Source organism: Paenibacillus sp. Root444D2 (assembly GCF_001426375.1).
Lineage (GTDB): Bacteria > Bacillota > Bacilli > Paenibacillales > NBRC-103111 > Paenibacillus_E.
Window position 1 is genome coordinate 146,991 of record NZ_LMEO01000002.1, and the last position, 20,651, is coordinate 167,641.

23 protein-coding genes and 1 tRNA gene are annotated in these 20,651 nt (G+C 44.6%); all 24 read right to left on the reverse strand.

The window, feature by feature from the left end; genetic code table 11:
- Window positions 1-57: 57 nt before the first annotated feature.
- The 24 genes from ASD40_RS02685 to ASD40_RS02795 all read right to left on the reverse strand — a co-directional run bounded on the left by ASD40_RS02685 (window position 58) and on the right by ASD40_RS02795 (window position 20,578).
- Window positions 58-1,146: a prephenate dehydrogenase gene (locus ASD40_RS02685; protein ID WP_057301795.1), complete on the reverse strand. Its 1,089-nt coding sequence runs from the start codon at window positions 1,144-1,146 to the stop codon at window positions 58-60.
- A gap of 23 nt (window positions 1,147-1,169) precedes the next feature.
- A complete protein-coding gene (gene hisC, locus ASD40_RS02690) occupies window positions 1,170-2,270 on the reverse strand; it encodes a histidinol-phosphate transaminase (RefSeq protein WP_057301796.1) in 1,101 nt (366 codons plus the stop codon).
- A 17-nt stretch (window positions 2,271-2,287) separates the two neighbouring features.
- Window positions 2,288-3,103, reverse strand: coding sequence for a tryptophan synthase subunit alpha (trpA, locus tag ASD40_RS02695; RefSeq protein WP_057301797.1), 816 nt, complete (start codon window positions 3,101-3,103; stop codon window positions 2,288-2,290).
- A gap of 3 nt (window positions 3,104-3,106) precedes the next feature.
- Window positions 3,107-4,303, reverse strand: a complete 1,197-nt coding sequence (gene trpB, locus ASD40_RS02700) for a tryptophan synthase subunit beta (RefSeq protein ID WP_057301798.1) — start codon at window positions 4,301-4,303, stop codon at window positions 3,107-3,109.
- Window positions 4,300-4,998, reverse strand: a complete 699-nt coding sequence (locus ASD40_RS02705) for a phosphoribosylanthranilate isomerase (protein ID WP_057301799.1) — start codon at window positions 4,996-4,998, stop codon at window positions 4,300-4,302. The genes trpB and ASD40_RS02705 overlap by 4 nt, the downstream gene beginning before the upstream one ends.
- A gap of 24 nt (window positions 4,999-5,022) precedes the next feature.
- Window positions 5,023-5,820 carry an indole-3-glycerol phosphate synthase TrpC gene (trpC, locus tag ASD40_RS02710; protein WP_057301800.1) on the reverse strand — a complete coding sequence of 266 codons (798 nt, stop codon included), beginning with the start codon at window positions 5,818-5,820 and terminating at the stop codon, window positions 5,023-5,025.
- The gene (gene trpD, locus ASD40_RS02715; protein ID WP_057301801.1) at window positions 5,810-6,850 is read right to left on the reverse strand and encodes an anthranilate phosphoribosyltransferase; all 1,041 of its coding nucleotides are present in this window, start codon (window positions 6,848-6,850) and stop codon (window positions 5,810-5,812) included. Before trpD ends, trpC begins: the two co-directional genes overlap by 11 nt.
- A gap of 27 nt (window positions 6,851-6,877) precedes the next feature.
- Window positions 6,878-8,425: an anthranilate synthase component I gene (gene trpE / locus ASD40_RS02720; RefSeq protein ID WP_057301802.1), complete on the reverse strand. Its 1,548-nt coding sequence runs from the start codon at window positions 8,423-8,425 to the stop codon at window positions 6,878-6,880.
- A gap of 288 nt (window positions 8,426-8,713) precedes the next feature.
- Complete coding sequence (gene aroH, locus ASD40_RS02725; RefSeq protein ID WP_057301803.1) at window positions 8,714-9,100, reverse strand: chorismate mutase; 387 nt, start codon at window positions 9,098-9,100, stop codon at window positions 8,714-8,716.
- A gap of 3 nt (window positions 9,101-9,103) precedes the next feature.
- A complete protein-coding gene (gene aroB, locus ASD40_RS02730) occupies window positions 9,104-10,198 on the reverse strand; it encodes a 3-dehydroquinate synthase (RefSeq protein WP_057301804.1) in 1,095 nt (364 codons plus the stop codon).
- A gap of 1 nt (window position 10,199) precedes the next feature.
- Complete coding sequence (gene aroC / locus ASD40_RS02735; RefSeq protein ID WP_057301805.1) at window positions 10,200-11,363, reverse strand: chorismate synthase; 1,164 nt, start codon at window positions 11,361-11,363, stop codon at window positions 10,200-10,202.
- A gap of 226 nt (window positions 11,364-11,589) precedes the next feature.
- The gene (locus tag ASD40_RS38130) at window positions 11,590-11,754 is read right to left on the reverse strand and encodes a hypothetical protein (protein WP_164484213.1); all 165 of its coding nucleotides are present in this window, start codon (window positions 11,752-11,754) and stop codon (window positions 11,590-11,592) included.
- Between the two features lie 130 nt (window positions 11,755-11,884).
- Entirely contained in the window at window positions 11,885-12,667 is a 783-nt protein-coding gene (locus ASD40_RS02740) for a CheR family methyltransferase (protein WP_057301806.1), read from the reverse strand.
- 220 nt (window positions 12,668-12,887) lie between these two features.
- On the reverse strand, window positions 12,888-13,331 hold the full coding sequence (ndk, locus tag ASD40_RS02745) for a nucleoside-diphosphate kinase (protein ID WP_047674192.1): 444 nt from the start codon (window positions 13,329-13,331) through the stop codon (window positions 12,888-12,890).
- Between the two features lie 125 nt (window positions 13,332-13,456).
- Entirely contained in the window at window positions 13,457-14,434 is a 978-nt protein-coding gene (locus ASD40_RS02750) for a polyprenyl synthetase family protein (RefSeq protein ID WP_057301807.1), read from the reverse strand.
- The gene (locus ASD40_RS02755) at window positions 14,431-15,294 is read right to left on the reverse strand and encodes a menaquinone biosynthetic enzyme MqnA/MqnD family protein (protein WP_057301808.1); all 864 of its coding nucleotides are present in this window, start codon (window positions 15,292-15,294) and stop codon (window positions 14,431-14,433) included. The genes ASD40_RS02750 and ASD40_RS02755 overlap by 4 nt, the downstream gene beginning before the upstream one ends.
- Complete coding sequence (locus ASD40_RS02760; protein ID WP_057301809.1) at window positions 15,275-15,886, reverse strand: UbiX family flavin prenyltransferase; 612 nt, start codon at window positions 15,884-15,886, stop codon at window positions 15,275-15,277. The genes ASD40_RS02755 and ASD40_RS02760 overlap by 20 nt, the downstream gene beginning before the upstream one ends.
- Window positions 15,883-16,758 carry a UbiA-like polyprenyltransferase gene (locus ASD40_RS02765; protein WP_029193013.1) on the reverse strand — a complete coding sequence of 292 codons (876 nt, stop codon included), beginning with the start codon at window positions 16,756-16,758 and terminating at the stop codon, window positions 15,883-15,885. Before ASD40_RS02765 ends, ASD40_RS02760 begins: the two co-directional genes overlap by 4 nt.
- 7 nt (window positions 16,759-16,765) lie before the next feature.
- The gene (locus ASD40_RS02770) at window positions 16,766-17,515 is read right to left on the reverse strand and encodes a demethylmenaquinone methyltransferase (protein WP_057301861.1); all 750 of its coding nucleotides are present in this window, start codon (window positions 17,513-17,515) and stop codon (window positions 16,766-16,768) included.
- A 19-nt stretch (window positions 17,516-17,534) separates the two neighbouring features.
- On the reverse strand, window positions 17,535-18,401 hold the full coding sequence (locus tag ASD40_RS02775) for a heptaprenyl diphosphate synthase component 1 (RefSeq protein WP_057301810.1): 867 nt from the start codon (window positions 18,399-18,401) through the stop codon (window positions 17,535-17,537).
- Between the two features lie 96 nt (window positions 18,402-18,497).
- Window positions 18,498-19,031: a hypothetical protein gene (locus ASD40_RS02780; protein WP_057301811.1), complete on the reverse strand. Its 534-nt coding sequence runs from the start codon at window positions 19,029-19,031 to the stop codon at window positions 18,498-18,500.
- A 123-nt stretch (window positions 19,032-19,154) separates the two neighbouring features.
- Window positions 19,155-19,403 carry a trp RNA-binding attenuation protein MtrB gene (gene mtrB / locus ASD40_RS02785; protein ID WP_057301812.1) on the reverse strand — a complete coding sequence of 83 codons (249 nt, stop codon included), beginning with the start codon at window positions 19,401-19,403 and terminating at the stop codon, window positions 19,155-19,157.
- Window positions 19,404-19,481: 78 nt separating this feature from the next.
- Window positions 19,482-20,408 carry a phosphatase PAP2 family protein gene (locus tag ASD40_RS02790; RefSeq protein WP_057301813.1) on the reverse strand — a complete coding sequence of 309 codons (927 nt, stop codon included), beginning with the start codon at window positions 20,406-20,408 and terminating at the stop codon, window positions 19,482-19,484.
- 96 nt (window positions 20,409-20,504) lie between these two features.
- A tRNA-Pro gene (locus ASD40_RS02795) sits at window positions 20,505-20,578 on the reverse strand.
- Between the last annotated feature and the right edge of the window lie 73 nt (window positions 20,579-20,651).

The following is a 20,651-nucleotide window of genomic DNA, read 5'->3' on the forward strand; positions in this document are numbered from 1 at the left end:
TTTTCGAATTGTCCAAAAAAGGAAAGAAACCAGCTTATTTATCTACAATTATGAGCATTAAACATGCACTGCGTATGGCCCACTGAGCAGCTCAGATGCCCGATCGGCGTCTTCCTGATTTCGAAAGGAAAGACGCAGTATACCAGGAACATCTTCACGGCTTTCAATAATTTGAATGTTGCTTAAATTAATTCTAGCGTTACCTAGTAAGGTTGTAATTTGGCCAATGATACCAGGGTGATCAGGAATATCAACATAAATATCGAATAAGGACGTAATCATTCCTTTTCTGCGTTCAGGCAATTGACTGCGAAACTCACCTGCAACACGGAATTGTTCAGCGATCCCTTCACCGTCACCTTGTTCCAGCAACTTAATAAAGCGCGACATTTCTAGCTTCCAATCCGTAAGCAGTTTAAGCAGCACATCCTTATTGTTAACAAGAATATCGCGCCAAATCATCGGTTCACTGGATGCAATACGTGTGATATCCCTGAAGCCGCCAGCAGCCAGATTTTGATACAACGGATTTGTTTCGTTATAGCCTCTTACTTGGTTAACCAATGCAACCGCGATAATATGCGGTAAATGGCTGATCGCTCCTACGATGTCATCGTGTTCACGTGCGCCTACTTGGACAATTTGAGCCTTCGTCTTCCTGAGCAGCTCCGTTAGACGATCAACCTCAGCTTGTGGTGTACCCTCTGCCGGTGTCAGGACATAGAACGCATTTTCGAAAAGGTGCGAGGAAGCTGCCTCCACCCCATGACGTTCAGAGCCTGCCATTGGATGACCGCCGATAAAAAAGACGTTCTCCTTGACAAAGGATGCTGCGCTCTCCGTGATTGAAGCTTTGGTACTACCAACATCTGTGATGATGCAACCATCTTTCAGAGGGAGCTGCATGAGCTGCTGCACATATTCCTCTAACATACCAACTGGCACGCATAGAAAAATGTAGTCCGCTCCTTCTACCGCTTCAGCCATGCTAGTTGTAGCCAAATCAACAACATTCCGTTTTAGTAGCTTTTCAACTGACTTCGGATTCGGTGAGTGACCAACGACTGTAAAACCAGGTTTTCCTTTATAGCATAAGGCAAGTGATCCACCGATCAGCCCTACACCGAATATCGCAATTTTCGTCATGAAATCAACCTTTATGATTTAAATTAGGCCTGAACAGCAACCTCAGCAAGCACTTGTGTTAGAGCGGCGATGAATTTCTCATTCTGTTCACGCGAGCCAATTGTAACCCGAAGCGACGTTGGGAAGCCCAACATATGACCTCCTCGAATGATGATACCTCGACGCAGCAAACCATTAAATACATCCGCTGCTGGCCGACCGACATTCACCATGATGAAGTTACCATGTGCCGGAAATGCCTGCAGACCCATCTTATCAAACTGTTCTGTTAAGTAGTGTAAGCCAGCCGTGTTCGCTTCTCGGCAGCTTTGGATAAAATCTTGATCTTTGATTGCGGCAAGCGCAGCAGCTTGAGCAAATCTGGTCGTGTTAAAAGGTTCCCGCACTTGATTAATCGATCGAATAACATCAGGATGTCCGATCCCGTAGCCAATTCGCAGGGAAGCCAACCCATAAATTTTTGAAAAAGTACGCAACGCAATGACATTGCGGTATTGACCAATTAGCTCTATGCTATCCGGGAATTCCCCCGTCGTGTTGTACTCGCAGTAAGCTTCATCAAGAACGACTAAAACATGATCTGGAACTTTGGCCAAAAACGCCTTAATCTCCGCATCGGTATTCATCGTTCCTGTCGGATTGTTCGGGTTACAAATCCAAACGATCTTCGTACGTTCCGTAATCGCTGCTAGCATGCCATCCAAATCGTGCGTTCCTTCTTTCAAAGGAACTTCAATGGACACTGCGCCTTCGATCTCACAGTTATGCTTGTACTGAGGAAACGTATGTGTAGCCATAACGGATTCGTCACCTTGCACAAGGAAAGCCCGCGCGAGCATCAGAATGACTTCATCGGAACCTGCTCCAAAAATAAGCTGATTCTTTGCCACTCCAAGTGATTCAGCAACTGCTTCTGTCAATTGCACAGCTCCCCCATCAGGATACAAGCTGATGTTGGATATTTCCGCTTCAATTGCTGCTTTTACTTTAGGCGAGGAGCCGAAAGGGTTTTCGTTTGACGCCAGCTTTATTACTTCTGTCAAACCTAGCTCACGTTTCACTTCTTCAATAGGTTTACCTGGTTGATAGACAGGTAAATGTACAATCGTTTCTTTCGGTTTCATGATAGTCACCTCGTCAATTATATGTCCGAACGTTTTAATTGTCCCACAAAGTTACGAATTTGCAAGAGTCCTTCCGGATGTGCAGCATTGGCTTCTAGTTGAGGCAGTACGTTCTCAATCGTTCGTACAATGGCACTTCCTACTACGACTCCATCACAAAGCTTCTCAAAGCGCTTAACTTGCTCGCGATTCGAAATACCGAAGCCGACGACAATCGGAACACTAGCAGCTTCCCGTACCGTTGCAAGGAATTCCTCGATGCCTCCGAAGAATTCGGCGCGCTCGCCTGTTACTCCTAATGATGATACACAATAGACGAATCCGCGAGCTCCAGCAGCAATTCGCTTCACGCGCTCATTGGATGTTGGTGCAACCAACGGGATTAGATGAATCCCATTAGCTTCAGCAATCGCTCTTGTCTCACTGTCTTCTTCCAACGGAAGATCAGGAATAATAATGCCGCTGATTTCATTGTCCTGCATCACTTTGAAAATGCGATCCAGTCCAATTTGTAAAACTGGATTATAATACGTAAAAAGAATGAAAGGCAGCTTAGAACCTCTGTTTCTCGCCTGACGAGCGACATCCATGACATCAAAGATTGAAATTTTGCGCTGTAAAGCACGTTCAGAGGAACGTTGAATCACAGGACCGTCAGCTAACGGATCGGAATAAGGAACACCTAGCTCGATCAAGTCGGCACCTGCGCGCTCCATTTCCAGAATAAGCTCAAGAGATGCTTCAAGGGAAGGATCTCCGATGGTCAAGAAAGGAATCATCGCTGTTTCCCCGCGCTCTTTGAGCTCGGCAAATCGACTATCAATACGGTTCATCGCTTATTCCCTCCCCATGCCGAGATAGCTCATAATGGATTCAACATCTTTATCGCCACGTCCAGAAAGATTTACGATAATAATTTCATCCTTGGACATGGTAGGAGCTATTTTAACCGTTTGAGCAATGGCATGTGCACTCTCTAAGGCTGGAATTATTCCTTCTGTACGGCTAAGCAGTTGAAGTGCATCTAGTGCTTCCTGATCCGAAATCGGATAATAAGTAGCTCGCTCAATATCTTTGAGGTAGGAATGCTCCGGTCCAATCCCAGGGTAATCTAAGCCTGCTGAAATTGAGTGAGCCGGCAGTACTTGACCATACTCATCCTGCAGTAAATAGCTAAGTGAGCCTTGGAAAACGCCAGGAGTTCCCTTGGTCATTGTAGCTGCATGTTCCTCGGTGTGAATACCGCGGCCAGCCGCTTCCACGCCAATGAGTTTCACGGATTCATCTTGGACGAACGGGTAGAAAATACCCATCGCGTTACTGCCTCCGCCTACACAAGCAATTACAGCATCCGGCAATCTGCCTTCGGTTTCAAGGATTTGCTCACGTGACTCATCGCCAATGACACGTTGGAAATCACGTACCATCATAGGGTAAGGATGCGGTCCTGTAACGGACCCTAGGATATAATAAGTATCCTGAACATTGCTAACCCAGTAACGTAGCGTTTCATTACAAGCATCTTTCAACGTACGTGTACCAGACGTAACAGGAATGACATCGGATCCGAGCAATTTCATGCGGAATACATTTAACTGCTGACGCTTCGTGTCTTCCTCACCCATGAATACTTTACACTCAAATCCCATTAAAGCAGCTACAGTTGCTGATGCAACACCATGCTGACCAGCGCCAGTTTCCGCTATAATCTTCTTCTTCCCCATTCGTTTAGCGAGAACCGCTTGCCCAATGGTGTTATTAATTTTGTGAGCACCTGTATGGTTCAAATCCTCACGCTTCAAATAAATTTTGGCTCCGCCCAAAAGCTCAGAAAGTCGCTCTGCATAGTAAAGCGGTGTTGGCCGGCCCGAATATTGCTTTTGTAGGTAGCGCACCTCGGCAATAAATTCAGGATCATCTTTATATTGTTCATAAGCTTCTTCAAGCTCAATCAAAGCGTTCATCAACGTCTCAGGTACATAACGGCCGCCGAACTTGCCGAATCTGCCATGCTGGTCAGGTACTTGCGTCACTTTCGAGTCACCCTTTCCACAAATGCTGTAATTTTGGCTATATCTTTTACGCCATCGGTCTCAACGCCGCTGGAAACATCTACGCCATCGGGGTAATAGGCTGTTACTAGTTGATCAACATTATCAGGTTGAAGCCCGCCTGCTACTAGCAGCGCCACTCCTGCTGAGCGCGCCCACTCCTGATAAACAGGAATGCAGTTCCAAGCAAAAGTTTTGCCTGATCCTCCACCATAAACAGGGTCGAATGTATCCAGCAAAACAGCATCGACTGTCCCTATATAAGGGTCAAGCTGCGCGGCTACATCCTCCAAATTGGGGATTTTATTTTCTGTCTTGGAAATCGAAACGGACTTGAACACTTTCACCTGAAAATGTTCACGAACCCATCGGCAAAAATCAGGTGTTTCCTGATTATGTAACTGTACGACATCAAGAGGCGCCACCGCTAGAATGTCGGTTAACTGCTCCTTGCTCGGATTAACGAATACCCCTACGGTTAATGGGATAGCTACCCCTTTAGCCTCTTCTGATTTCAAATAGGAAATCAGTTCTCCAGCCTTCTCTGCCGTAACTTGCCGCTTGCTCGGTGCAAAAACAAAACCGATATGTGCTATCGGCAAATGCACGATTGATTTTAACACTTCAACGCTTTGAAGTCCACAAATTTTTACCGTTGGAACTGTCCCCACAGCCATCAAATTCGCCTCTTTCTCCTTCAACTACTTCGCCCTTTGAACCCTCGTCCCCATAAGATCATGAACAGCCTGCTCAACAATAGGTTGACGCATGAAATGCTCGCCGATTAAAACGGCTTGAGCACCAACTTGCTGTAAATAAGCCATATCTTTAACGGTAGAAATGCCACTTTCACTGACAATGGTTTTCCCTGCGGGAATGAATTGAATCAGTTCCTCAGTTGTACCTAAGTCGGTAACAAATGTTTTCAAATTCCGATTGTTGACGCCAATCAATTGAGTATCCAATTCCAGCGCACGTTCCAGTTCTTCGCGATCATGGACCTCCACGAGTGCATCTAGACCTAGATCACTAGCAAGCCTCAGATACTGCTTCATTTGATCTGTCGTTAAAATGGCAGCAATCAGTAAGATTGCATCAGCTCCAATCAAGCGCGCTTCATAAATTTGCTTCGGATCAATGGTGAAATCCTTACGAAGCAATGGTACATTCACTGCCTTACGAACAGCTTTCAAGTACTCGTTACTGCCTTGGAAGTAGTCCACATCCGTCAGAACGGAGATACAATCTGCCCCAGCTCTTTCATAGGCTTCCGCCAATAGAACCGGTTCAAAATCATCACGAATCAACCCTTTGGACGGGGAAGCCTTCTTCACCTCGGCAATTAGACCCATCGCACGGTTTTTGCGTGTAGTTAACGCTTGTTCAAAGCCTAAACAAGGAGGCAGGTCCGAGATTAACCTCTCAGCATCATTGATCGAAAAGCTGCTCATCGCTTCAACCTCTGCCCGCTTAGTGGCAACAATTTTATCAAGAAACATGGCATAATTCTCCTGTATATTGGATTAAATCGTTCAATTTTTGTTCCGCACGGCCTGAATCAATGACATCAGCCGCTAATTTCACACCCTGTTGAAGAGTTCCGACTTGCCCAGTCACATAGAAGCAGGCTGCTGCGTTTGCAAGTACGATATCGCGATAAGGGCCCTTCTCACCAGCAAAAATATGACGAATGATTTCAGCATTTAGTATCGCATCTCCACCCGCTACATCTTTGATGCTATGTGCGCGTAAACCAAGATCATCCGGAGTAATGATATAAGTACTAATGGTGTCAGCTTTCAGTTCCGTTACTTTCGTAGGTGCCGAAATGCTGAATTCATCCAATCCATCCTCGCTTGCAATGACCAATGCTCGTTTCAGTCCAAGAGCTTGCAGCGCTTGCGCAATCAGCTCTGTCTTCGTACTGTCGAAAACACCAAGCACTTGACGGTCAGCGCCTGCAGGATTGGTTAATGGTCCCAGCAAGTTGAATACCGTTCTGAAGCCCAGCTCACGCCGAGGTGCCGCCACATGCTTCATGGATTGATGGTACGCTTGAGCAAACATAAAGCAAATGCCTGTTTTATCTAAGCATTTAGCCGCTTGTTCACCGCTTAACGTAATCTTCACGCCAAGAGCTTCAAGGACATCTGCGCTTCCGCTTTTGCTCGACATCGCCCGATTGCCATGTTTCGCTACGCGAATCCCGCCAGCTGATGCGACGATCGCTGCTGTTGTGGAGATATTGAACGTCTCTGCCCCATCTCCGCCAGTTCCGCATGTATCCAGCAGATCATTCTGAAGTACGTTAACCTGAACGGCTTTGCTCCGCATCGCTTCTGCGAAGCCTGTAATCTCCTCCAGCGTCTCTCCTTTGATCCGGAGTGCTGTAAGCAGGCTGCCGATTTGAGCCGAAGTTGCTGCACCGTCCATAATTTCAGACATGACGCCGCGCGCTTCCTCACGTGACAAATGACTACCGCCAATGACTTTCCCGAGCGCTTGCTGTATATGAATAAGTCTACTCATGACTAGAGTCTCCTTTCCTTCTCTCCCTTAAGAGTTAACAAAGTAATCTTTGTTAATATCGCTAACAGGTCTAGGCTCAGGGCTGAACATGGCCTCTGCCATCCGAATTGATTTAAGCAAAGCTGTCGCTTTATTAACCGTCTCCTGGTATTCACTTTCAGGAACAGAATCCCATACAATACCGGCTCCGGCTTGCACATAGGCTTTGCCATTTTTGAAAATAATCGTACGGATCGTAATACAAGTATCCAAATTCCCCGAAAAACCTAGGTAACCAATCGCTCCGGCATAAGCACCGCGAGATTCTGGTTCCAGCTCAGCAATAATCTCCATAGCTCTCAGCTTTGGCGCTCCAGACACCGTCCCTGCAGGCATACAGGAAAGAAAAGCATCGAAGAAATCTTTGTCTTTTGCAATTTTACCAGAAACATTTGAAACGATATGCATGACATGTGAATACCGTTCAATGTCCATGAACGTATCACACTTCACAGTTCCGAATTCCGATACACGCCCGATGTCATTGCGACCTAAGTCAACTAGCATCAAGTGCTCAGCGCGTTCTTTCTCATCTGCGAGCAATTCTTTTTCCAGAGCAAGATCTTCTTCTGGCGTCTTTCCTCTCGGTCTTGTACCAGCAATTGGGCGCGTCTCTACCTTCTCTTCTTCAACGCGAACCAACAGCTCCGGCGATGTGCCAACGACGACTTCATCATCCATTTTGAGTACATACATGTAGGGAGAAGGATTCATCGTACGCAGTACGCGATACACTTGCAAAGGCGAAACGGTCGTTTCCATTTCAAAACGCTGCGACAACACGACTTGAAAAATATCACCGGCTCGAATGTACTCCTTTGCTTTATTCACGTTGGACATATACTTTTCTTTTGTGATGTTGGATCGAATATCACCGAGATCTGGTTCCGATACAATCGGGTTGTGAGTCATCGTCTCGGAGCCAAGCGGGCGCTTGATCTTCTCGATTGTGGCATCAATTTTCTCACAAGTCGCATGATACGCTTTTACAATGTCAGCATCCGTTGCAAAAGGTTGTACGTGAACATTAGCAATCACTTTGATCTGCTGTTTAAAATGATCGAAAACAATGACTTGATCGCAGAACATGAATTGAATGTCATTCATTTGTAAATCATCAATTTGATGAGCTGGGAGTTTCTCATAGTACTGAAGCAGATCGTATCCGAAGAATCCGACAGCACCACCTGTAAAACGCGGCAAGTCCGCAAGCTGAGGACTGGAGTAGGATCTCAGATAGGCTTTCAACACATCGATTGGCTTCTCGTCCAAAACCTTATTCTCGGATTGTGTTTCTACCATGGTTTTCCCATGCTTCGCTTTAATCATCAAGAAGGGATCGCTGCCGATAAAGGAATAACGGGCCCATTTCACGCCGCCCTCAACACTTTCTAAGAGGAACGCACGCGGTTCTTGGTAAAGATGTTGAAATACACGTATTGGGGTTTCAGTATCTGCTAATAAATGGCGCACAACAGGAATGAGATTATAATCTTTAGCCAAACGAATAACTTCTTGAATTTCAGGTGTATACATGGAAACATCCCCTCTCAGCTTGTGCGACTCGTCGATCTCAGTGGTGCACAAAACTCTATTCGAATACAAAAAAACCTCTACCGAAGTAGAGGTTGACTTTAGTTAAAGTAGAAGTTCAATAGAATATGAAAAAAGAAGCCATGGCTACGTATGAACAAACAGACGCCCTCGAATAGAGTCGCTCTTATCTTCACACAAACCTATGTTACCTTTTCTCATCTCAACTGGGCTAAGCTCTACTCGACTAAATGCTTCTCTACTTACCTAAACTCATCTAATCACACTATACTACCGTGTTGCTTCATTTGTCAATTTAACAATATCAGGGCGCAGCGCTTTAGCTTCCTTCAAGTAAATATGGTTGATCTCAGCTTGGCTTTTGGTTGTGTTGACCTGCACCATTAAACGGATACACTTAGGCAATGAGTTCTCAACTGGAACTTCCAGTGAACACATTAGCGGGACTAGTTCCCAACCGATCATCGTACGGATCGCCCGAGCCGGGAATGTAGCTGTAATATCCTCTGTTACTGTAATGAAAACGGAACAAATATCTTCAGGACGAAAATCATTGGCATCTACAATTGCTGCAAGCAGTTCACCGGTAGCGGTTAAAATCTCCTGAGCCTCATTGTGTTCAACCGTCGTCGCTCCACGAATTCCCCTTAAGAACATCGGCTAACTCTCCCCTTTTAAAAGCTCAACAATTTGTCGGACTTGCTCTACCGTAACATCCTTACGGATTTCTACTTTGCCGATTTCCATCGGAATGATGTAGACCATTGTGCCTTCTTTGAATTTCTTATCGTGCATCATGGCGCTCATGATGCTATCCGTGTCCAAATGAGGCGGAATGCAGACAGGTAATCCATATTTCTCGAAGAGACCCTTCGTAACCGTATGGATATCCTCGGCATATCCGAACTGCTGAGCTAACTTAGCAGCACCCACCATGCCGATTGCAATTGCTTCACCATGCAGCAGTTCGCCATAACCAGCTACTGCTTCCAAGGCGTGACCAATCGTATGGCCGAGATTCAAGATGGCACGTAAATCATTCTCGCGCTCATCTTGGGATACAACGATAGATTTGACTTTACAACCTATGTAAAGCGCGTAACTCAGCGCTTCCGGATCTAAGGCAAGCAGCTTCTCCGCATTGTCGTCGCACCACTTTGTGAAAACAGCATCCCAGATCAAGCCATGCTTGATCACTTCCGAGAGGCCCGCCTTCACCTGGCGGGGCGGCAATGTTAGAAGCAAGTCGATGTCGAAGAGAACGAGCTCGGGCTGGTGGAACGCCCCGATGATGTTCTTCGCCATCGGATGGTTGACCGCGACCTTGCCGCCGACAGAACTGTCGTGGGCAAGGATCGTTGTCGGGATCTGCACGAAGCGGATCCCGCGCATGAAGCTCGCCGCAGCGAAGCCGGCGAGATCACCGACCACGCCTCCTCCAAGGGCGACGATCGCAGAACTGCGATCGAGGCCCGCCTGGAGGGCGGCGGTGACTATTCCCTCAAGCTGCGCGAGGGATTTGGACGTTTCGCCTGCGGGCACGACGCAGGCCGTGGCGGCGAAGCCGCCCTCACGGAGCAGCGTCAAGACGCGCTCCAGGTGAAGCGCAGCCACCGATTCATCGGTGACTACGAGTAATGGCGATTTGCGGCTAAGCTTCGCCCGGTCAAACAGAGCCGTGATATCGTTAAGAATGCCTTGGCCGATATAAATAGGATAAGACCGTTCTCCAAGATCTACGGTGAGCTCTCTCATATTAATAGCTCTCCACTTGGGCTAAGAAGTTGGTTAAGTTCGCACGAATTTCCTCGATCGAATCGCCGCCGAATTTATCCAAGAAAGCATTCGCTACTTCCCAAGCAATCACATTCTCCATAATTACGCCTGCAGCCGGAACCGCGCAAGTATCCGAACGCTCTACTTGAGCTGAGATTACTTCCTTCGTATCAATATCAACGCTCTGCAGCGGCTTGTAGAGTGTCGAGATTGGTTTCATGACACCGCGCACGATAATTTGCTCACCAGTTGTCATTCCGCCTTCGAATCCGCCTGCGCGGTTCGTTCTGCGACTAAAGCCATCTTCTTGCGAGTATAGAATCTCGTCATGAACATTTGAACCTCTGCGCTCAGCAGCTTCAAAGCCGATTCCAAATTCAACACCTTTGAAGGCTTGAATGGAAAGAACCGCTTGCGCAATTTTACCATCCAACTTACGATCCCATTGCACATGGCTGCCAAGTCCTACAGGAACGCCTTCAATAATAACTTCAACGATTCCACCAAGTGTATCGCCATCTTCCTTGGCTGCATCGATTGCCGCGATCATTTTGGCTTCAGCCTCTTTATCAACCACACGTACCGGAGATTCCTCCGTGATGCGAATAAGTTCATCGACTGGAAGCTCTTGACGCTGCACTTCAACATCACCGATACGAATGACTTGTCCTGCCACTTTAATGCCGAATTCAGCCAACAATTGGCGTGCTACAGCGCCTGTAGCTACACGCATTGTTGTTTCACGTGCGCTTGAGCGCTCCAAAATGTTGCGCATATCTCTTTGATTATATTTAAGGCCGCCATTTAAATCCGCATGTCCAGGACGCGGACGGTTTAAACGACGTTTGCCTTCATTATCCTCTTCAACCGGCTCAATCCCCATTACCGTTGTCCAATGCTTCCAGTCGTTATTAACAACAACAAGCGCTATTGGAGCTCCTGTGGTTTTGCCATGGCGTACACCGCCTGCAATGGTTGCAGTATCTTTCTCAATCTGCATCCGACGACCGCGGCCGTAGCCTTTTTGACGTCTATGTAATTGGAAGTTCAAATCTTCAAAGTTTAGAGTTACATTACTTGGAAACCCTTCAATAATCGCAGTGAGCTGCGGGCCGTGCGTTTCACCTGCTGTTAAATATCTCACAATCTGTTACCCCCTATGAGTTTTGCGAAGCTTCACTAGCTTCGTAAGCATACACTTTTGAGTTATTGCTCTCGTTAAACACTTTAGCGCTTTGACGCGCGATTATCTTTTGTCATTATAGTATAGGTACTCGGGTTTGGCAACAGCACAAACGCAAAAACACGCTTCGCACGTAAGGGAGAATCCCCTTAGCGAGAGCGTGTCTACATCTAGTCATGAGCAAAGATTACCCGTGCATAGGCTGCTTTTGGACGACTCTTGGGAGTTCGGAGAGCTGTGGATCATTCATAAGACCCACGATTTGAGACGTATCGACTCCCAATATCTGCGCACATTCCTGAATGGAGATCATTCCCCTGCGATAAGCGGTAATCACTTTGCGTTTGTCCATAATTGCCTCCTAAGAGTTATTGCCTTAGCAATAACTTGCATCGTAAGCGTTACTAAGATTCGTAGCGTGAAATCTTGCATAATAAGCATAAGTTTCTGCTACATCTTAGTATTGGAATATATGGAAGATCTTATACACCCTTTTTGCGATAAAAGAAAGTATCCGCCGGTTCTAGATCATACTGCCCTGGGGAGAAAATTTGCTCTGTAGAACCAACGAACAACAACCCACCTGGTTTCAGTGCTTTAGAAAACTTCTGGTACAGGACATGTTTTGCTTCTTCCGTAAAATAAATGATCACATTGCGGCAAACGATCAGATCATATCCCGTATCAAATGTATCGACAAGCAGGTTTTGCTTTTGAAATTTAATGGATTTTTTCAGATCGTCCGTAATATGATACATCATTTGCTCTTGTCGGAAATATTTCTTCGCGTACTTTTCAGGCACATCCCGTAATGAACGATCGAGGTAGATCGCTTTACGCGCTTTTTCCAGGGCGCCATCATCAATATCCGTCGCATGTAAATGAGCTTCATTCAGCGCTCCCTGTTCTGCCAAAATCATCGCTAGCGTATAAGGCTCTTCGCCTGTTGAACAAGCCGCACTCCATACTTTTAAGCGTCTGTTCTTCTTCAACATCTCGGGTACAAATTTCTGCTCAACGAGCTCCCAACGATTCGGATTCCTCCAAAATTCAGAGACATTAATCGTCATACGATCCAAAAATTCATAGAACAGCTCTTTATCCTTCATCATCGCATCAAAAAAAGCGACAAACGTATTATAACCACGCTTCATCCGTAGAGTTGTTAGACGTCTTTTCATTTGCGCTTCTTTATAAAGAGCAAGATCAATGGACGTGTGGTCTTTTACTTTTTTTATGAATAACAAAAAATCTTGGTCTTCCATGCTGTCCACCCACCTTGGTCAATTTCTGTTGATAAGAAAGTATACGTTTTATACTTTTGCTTCGCATCAACCTCGACAAACGAGCTTGTCCCTAGTGACGACGCAGTCGTTTATCCTGGAGTAACATACATTCTGTAAGCAAATAACAAAATCCTTTATAATACGACAAAAAAAAGAACCCGCATCCGTTATAGATGTCAGGTTCTTTGATTTTTGTGAACTAGATCCATTGTTGAATGACTTTATTGTATTCAAAAAGCTCGTCCGATTTAAAGAAATTGCTAATTTCGCGCTCAGCGCTTTCAGGTGAATCCGAACCATGAATGAGATTTAAATGCGTATGTACCGCAAAGTCACCTCGTATTGTTCCCGGAGCGGCTTCAAGAGAATTCGTTTTCCCAATCATTGTTCGGGATAGGGCAATGACTTGTTCCCCTTGCCACACCATCGCGAATACGGGTCCGGACGTAATAAACGTCACAAGTCTCTCGAAAAAATCTTTGCCTTTATGCTCCGCATAGTGAAGTTCGGCTTGCTCCCTCGAGATAACAGTTAGCTTGCTGCCGATTAATTGAAAGCCCTTCTGTTCAAAGCGTTTTACAATTTCACCTACAAGGCCGCGTTGTACGCCATCCGGTTTAACCATCAAGAATGTTTTTTCCATGTAAGGACTTCCTCCTTATAGTTTTCGCAAGAAAACTTGTGCATAAACTTATTCAACTTCAATCTATGTATTCTCCACTAGTTTACACTTTTTGGCAGCTTTTCTCAAATCAAAGAAACAATACATTAATAAGAACGATTTCCAATAAAATGTGCAATTTCAATAAGATCTTTCTTGGCTTGTACATTCGGCAGCTTGTCCAGAGAGGCTATGGCCTTATCGAGATACTTCTGAGAAAGTATTTCTGCTTTATCTATGCCTTCACTGCCACGGATCATATCCAAGAATCGACTGACATCGGTTTGTCCATCCAGCTTATGTATACGGTCTAATTCAGACAAAATGAGCGGCTTCAAGGATGGATCCTGCATCGCGAGCAGGACAGGCAGTGTTATGTTTCCTTGTTTGACGTCGCTACCTGGCGGTTTACCGATTTGCTTTTCCGTACCGATTAAATCCAGAATATCATCTCGTATTTGAAACACCATACCTACGTTATAGCCAAAAGCATACAGCTTGCTGCTTATCCAGTCAGGTGCATCCGCCGCCATAGCCCCTAATTGGCATGAAATAGCAATTAACAGTGCCGTTTTACGTCTAATCCGTAATAAGTAATCTCGAATTGTTTGCTCTGATTGGAAAAAGAAACGAATTTGTTCCATTTCCCCAATTGACATCTCTACGATGGCTTTAGACATAATTTGATGGACTGCCGGCTTATGAATTTGAGTAATGACACCTAAAGCTTTGGCAAAAATATAATCCCCCGTGAACATAGCAATCCGATTATCCCATTTGGATCGGACCGTCAATTGTCCTCGTCTTGTGTTTGCATCGTCAATCACATCATCATGAACAAGCGATGCCATATGAATGAGCTCGAGAGGTACCGCGACATGCTTCATCGTTTGGAGCTGGTAGCTCCCAAACTCGCCTGAAAGCAGAACAAAGACGGGGCGAATCCGCTTCCCTCCCGCTTTCAGTAAGTGCATAGAAGTTTCTCGAAGCATCGCATGATCTGTATACACGCTTTCTTCGAGCTCTTTTTCGATTGCCGCTATATCCTTTTTCTTTCTTGTATAGATTTCCATTAGATTTTTCATTCTGTCACCCGTGCGTTCTTTTTCTCTGTCCATAACCCAATGCTTACCGGCTTCGGCAGGAAACCAAGCTCATAACAGTACTTGTAATACGTAGCTAGTCCTTCCCATTGTTCCGATGCAAAATCATAACATAGTGTATGAAAATAATGATGCCAATATTGAGATGTCCCACCTACTGTACTTTGTGCTTCGAGTATCATCTCTTCCGGATTTTGGTGTGCCTGGGCTTTACTCGCCATGAAGGCTTCAAAAGCTGCAGCAACTAGTTCCGGATACTTCTCAGTTGTCTCTTTACGAATCGCCCATACAGCAAATGACATCCATTGTCCTGTCCATTTGGCCCATTCTTGCCCAAGATCCGTAATCATATACGTTTTATTGCGCCAACTCTCTTTAATCGCATCGTCTCCGATCAATAAAGCCCCGTCTGCTTTTTCCATCATCTCTTCTAAATTGGGTTTCGCGTATTCATAAGTCGGATTCCCATTATAGAATTTTTGGAGAATGATTTTAAGTAAATTCACCGACGTAGCTGAGGTTGTTGGCAACACAATATGACCATTCGCAATTTCGCGTAACGGCTTTTCATGGAACAATAGAATGGAATTCACTTCTCCATAGGCGCTAACGGAAAGATCCGGGTAAAGCACGTAATTTTCAAAGGATTCTCCATAAGCAAAGGAAGAAATGGGCCCCATATCGATGTTCCCAGCAGCCATTTCTTGATTAAGCGAAGTTGGTACTTGTTCAATAATGTCGACCTCTGAGCTATTCATAAGTTCAGGAAAGTAATAGTAGATCGGCCAAACGTTTGTATAATTAATCCGGCCAATTCGTATTTTAGGGTCTAGGTTGCTCATTGTTATCTCCCCATCTTCGGTACAAGGAATGTTCAATGTCCATGCTATCCAGTACTTTACCCACCAAAAAATCGACCATCTCATCGATTGAGCGCGGACGATTATAAAAGGCCGGCATAGCCGGAAGCATGCGTACGCCTATTCTCGACAAGGTTAACATGTTCTCCAAATGTATGGCGTGTAATGGCGTTTCCCTTGGAACCAGGATTAATTTTCTTCCTTCTTTGAGCATCACATCCGCTGTTCGCTCCAATAAATTATCTGATGAACCGTGAGCGATCCCTGATAAAGTTCCCATTGAGCAAGGAATAACAACCATGCCCTTGGTCCGAAAAGATCCACTGGCCACGGTTGCTCCAATATCAGCTATTGGATGATAGTCAAAGGAACCTGCGCGTCCGCCGAAATGTTCCTGCAGCATTTCTTGGCGTTTGCCTGCGTTCCAATCCAATTCATCATGCAGTACTCTCCAACCTGCATCCGTAACGATGAGATGCACGTTTAACCCTTGATCCAGCAGCACTTGGCTAAGCCTCACGCCATAGATAGCACCACTAGCACCAGTGATTCCTACTACCCAGTTGCCGCTCATGAATGCTGACTCACTAACACATCAAGTAACGTAAAGGCAAACATCACTAAGCTCAATACACCGTTCATTGTGAAAAACGCTGTGTTTAATTTGGACAAGTCCTGCGGTGAAACAAGCCGATGTTCTTTATACAAAATAAAATAAGCGATAATGAGCCCAATTAAATAGAACCAACTCAAATGTGTAATGAAAAACAAAGTGACTAAACCAACAGCTGTGAGTACATGCAGGACACGAGCCGTATTCAAGGCTGCCTTGATCCCAAATCGGCTTGGCAAGGAATGCAGACCTTCATTCCGATCAAACTCGGCATCTTGGCAAGCATAAATCAGATCGAAACCAGCGCTCCAACATACTACCGTCAAGTAAAAAATAATAGAAGACCATGTAAATTGACCGGTTACGGCAACCCAGCCCCCAAGCGGAGCTAACCCTAATGTCAAACCTAAGACAAAGTGGCAAGTCCATGTAAATCTTTTGGTGTACGAGTAAAAGACAAGAAAAAACACTGCAATAGGCAGCAGTTTCATGGATAAAGAGCTTAAATTAGAGGTTGCCCAGAAAAGCATTGCAAACGAAATAATAATATAAATAATAACCTGCTGAATGGAGATAAGCCCCGCGGGAATGGCTCGATTCTCCGTCCTTGGATTTCTTTTGTCAATGGCTTTATCAATCACACGATTCAAGGCCATCGCTGCCGTTCTCGCTCCAACCATAGCTAGTGTTATCCAACCGATCTGGGCCCAACTAGGCAGATGTCCATTTAATACGACTGACCCTAGAATTGCTCCCATGAAAGCAAATGGCAATGCAAACACACTGTGCTCAAATTTAATCATTTCCAAAAAAATTTTTAATTTAGTAAACATATGCTGACTACACTCCTGATTTCGTTTTCCCCTTGGTACCTATATGCAAGGCAGCAACCCCGCCTGTTAATGGGTAAGCCTGTACATGTTCCAATCCTTGGTTCGTAAAAATAGCGGCTAACTGTTTATGGTCCGGAAAATGGATTAATGACTCCGGCAACCACTTGTACTGCTCGTACTTCTTTACAATTAGCTTGCCCAAAAAAGGCAGAACACGTTGAAAATAAAAATAATAAATGGACTTGAATGGCTGCCAAGTTGGCTTAGAGAGCTCTAAAGACACAACTAGCCCTCCTGGCTTAACGACACGCTGCATTTCACGGATGACCTGCTCCAAATCGGGAACATTACGAAGAGCAAATCCGATGGTTGCGTAATCAAACGTATTGTCGTCAAACGGAAGACTCATCGCATTACCTTGAATTAGCTCAATCTGCTGATCCAAGTGAAGCTGCTTGATTTTCTCAGCACCGTAATCCAGCATGTTTTGGCTAAAATCCAGACCAACCATCTTACCGCTTCCACTCGCCTGTGCAAGACTGATCGTCCAGTCGCATGTACCACAGCATAGGTCAATAGCAGTCTCTCCAGGCTTCACGTTCATCTTCTTCATTGTGAATTTACGCCATGCTTTATGCCTACGAAAGCTTAGGATACTGTTCATAAGATCATATTTGGGTGCAATACTTTCAAAGACAGAGTGCACGAACTCTTCTTTGGTTTTGGTTGTATTCGTTTTGCTGTTTGTTTTTGTCATATTCATCTTGGCTGTCACCTCAAATTTCTTCTAGCACTTTGGGCTGCTTCGCTGAGAATCGAAGAAACGGCTCCCCAATGTGAAACAGTTCACTTATTAGTTTATCTGATTCAAGTTGCTGTACTTTAGACTGTAATTGCTTGGTATGGGATTCCAGCATCTGATAAAGCTGTGAAGTAATATTATATTTATGAATGAGTGTACGAAGTCTGGCTTGATCGGATTCTTCCGCATGCAGCTGCTTCCGTTCTTCTTTCGTACCATGCTGCAGAATGTGCCAGAATCCCCAGCTGTCTTTGAAATTCGCCGCAGATTCAACGCGGAAAATTTCTTCAAATATAACCTCACACTTTGCATAGCTTCTCAGGATATCAGGCCATGCTTGATCATACACCTCAGTCATAAATTCAGAGAAAGACAAAAACAGCTGAGATTTAATTTCCACGGTTAGGTGGATGTAATCTTCTGCCGTCAATTTCAATTGCTTCATTTTCATGTAGATATTCATCTTAAGACGGTTGACTTCACAGATTGCATTCGATAACTGTTTAATCATATCGATCTGGCCTGCCTGAGCAAGGAGATTGTAAAAGCGGGAACTGAAATAATCTCCTGCAAGAACTTTTAGCTGCCTTGATCTTGCTGCTTTTTTCTCTTTGATATCGTTGGAAGCCGTAACCAAATCGTGGGTATCGAGCGCTAGTTGAACAAGCGACGTAGCTAGCGTATACAACTCGCTTGAAGAACTAAACTTACTGTTTCCGTTCAAGAATGCAAACAACAGACGTGTGCGAAGCTCCGGAAAATCGGGCAAGTCTGTGTGATTTTGAATCATATCATACTCTGTGTATTGCTTAGCGATCTCTGGGATCCGATAAGAATTCATGCAAAAGCCTCCGTAACCGTGTGCCAAATCATTTATGTTCAAAACATGCTCAATTCAAGTCATTATATCATAACACGTACATAGAAGCACATTTAATTATAAGGGATATCTTTGCTGCCATTTAGAGGTGTATGTGATACGAAAACGGTTTTGTAATTGCTGCTCAAGTTGAATAAGGCTGAGTTCATTCGCATTCTTCTCCATATCCTTCCCATATTCGCGCTCTGCAACCATTGCTAGTACAAGCTGTGTAGAGGTTGAATCTGTAACACCTGAATAATCGATGACGCGAACCCATATTTGATTGACATTTTTCGTTTTGGTGATCATGGTTTGTGCGATTGTGTATAAATCTCGATAGACAGCTGCTGAATCCGCGTTTTTCGGTAAGCTCAAATCAAGGGACATGCGGGAGCTGCTCAGCTCGACTTTGCGTATTCGCAATTGAAGTGGGACTTGCACCAGTAAATCTACCATATTATTATTTGTGAGCTCCCCTGCACGATTGCTTGACCAATTATAAGGCGAGCCTAACCCTGTGGAACGATCCATCTTTGGAAGTACAGATAGACAGACGACCATAATAATGGATAGACCTAACGTCATCACAATACGCATCGACCATTTCATGAACAAGCACCTCCTACACTTTGCAAGCACAAAACGAAACAACTAAGGATTCTAAAGTTCCAAGCCCTATACACCATTGTACAAAGAAAAAAAGCAGGCTATGCCTGCTTTAACAATTATAAATTATTCTTCTGTGTCAATCGTACCGTACTTGGTCATAATAATTGCCTTGCCTCTAACCTTTACTGCGGATGTATGATCCGTGAACTGAGCTATCATGACTTCGCCCTTGTCCAGCTTTTCTGTATGATGAAACCGAGTATCTTGACCACGAGTTAAACCAATGACATGTACACCATTATCCTTAGCTTTAATAACGAAATATTCATTGCCATTCGTATTGGGATTATTCGATTTATTCGATTGTTCCATTTCCATCCTCCGTTCTTGCCCTTAACTTCAACCCTATACATCATGATGCCAAAAAAAGTATCGGGAAGTCAACCAACCTTAAACAGTAAGTTCATTTGAAGCTGATTTCGTTCCTTTTTGGTAAAATTTCTTAAATGCGGTTGATAACACATTTTTGGATCCTAAGCGAATGAGAAAATCAGATAGCTTGACCGTGCCGTAAGCAAATAGCATACCAGCGAATACATCAATCAGCCAATGAATTTGTAGGTACAAGGTTGAGAAAATGATTGCCGCGCAGTATGTGACCATCATCGTTTTGAATATACGGTCCTTTTCTCGTAGGGCGAGAAGAAGCATAGCAAAAGAAATAGATGTGTGCATACTAGGGAAACAGTTCATCGTAGCCACTAGTAATGAGTTTTCATCTGCAAAAACTCGGTGTAATAAATCAGGCTGCTTATTAACATACCAGACTTCATGCAATAAAATTAAATTGTAAAAGGGCAAAATAAGCGGGAATTGCAGCATGTGGCCGGATAATGCGTAAGAAAGCATTTTTTTAATACTGCGTGTCCAGAAGCTCCGCACAATGCAGATCCACAAAGATAAGACAAAGCCGTAATTATAAATCCAAACCATCGCTTTATCTAGAAAAGGGGATGCAATCCATCTCGCCCATCCTCCCGTATTCAACGGAATAGCGTTCATATACGCATCCCAATGCCACGGATGGCGGTTATTCTCAAACATCCAATTGGCGATTCTCCACCAGAAACCATTTCCTGTTCCGTAGAAGTAATAAAATACGCCAAGTAATGGAATACCAAAAAGGAAGAATCGTGTCCAATCCACGTCAACTTGGTCTTTACGGACACCAAGTAAACAAATTAACAGGAGGATCCAACATTCCTTACTCCAGTTCCCGACCGTACCGATGCGCCAAACCAAGTAAATAGAAGCGATAATGCCAAACATCGTCCAATCTTGCGATTTCACGAGCGTGTTCAATTTCAACTTATTCAAGACCGTTCCCCCTAAATCTTCTAAGAAGTTCTATCTGTTATGGAACAAGCCTCTTCATGAGAAAAAGACATCGGACATTCGATGTCTTTTTCATAATCGGAGTAACACGATTCGAACGTGCGACCTCACCCACCCCAAGGGTGCGCGCTACCAGGCTGCGCCATACCCCGTTTGTAGCTTAGGTTTACTTATTCACTTTTGTAATTATAGTAGGAGATTTTGGAATTGTAAAGGCATTTTCTA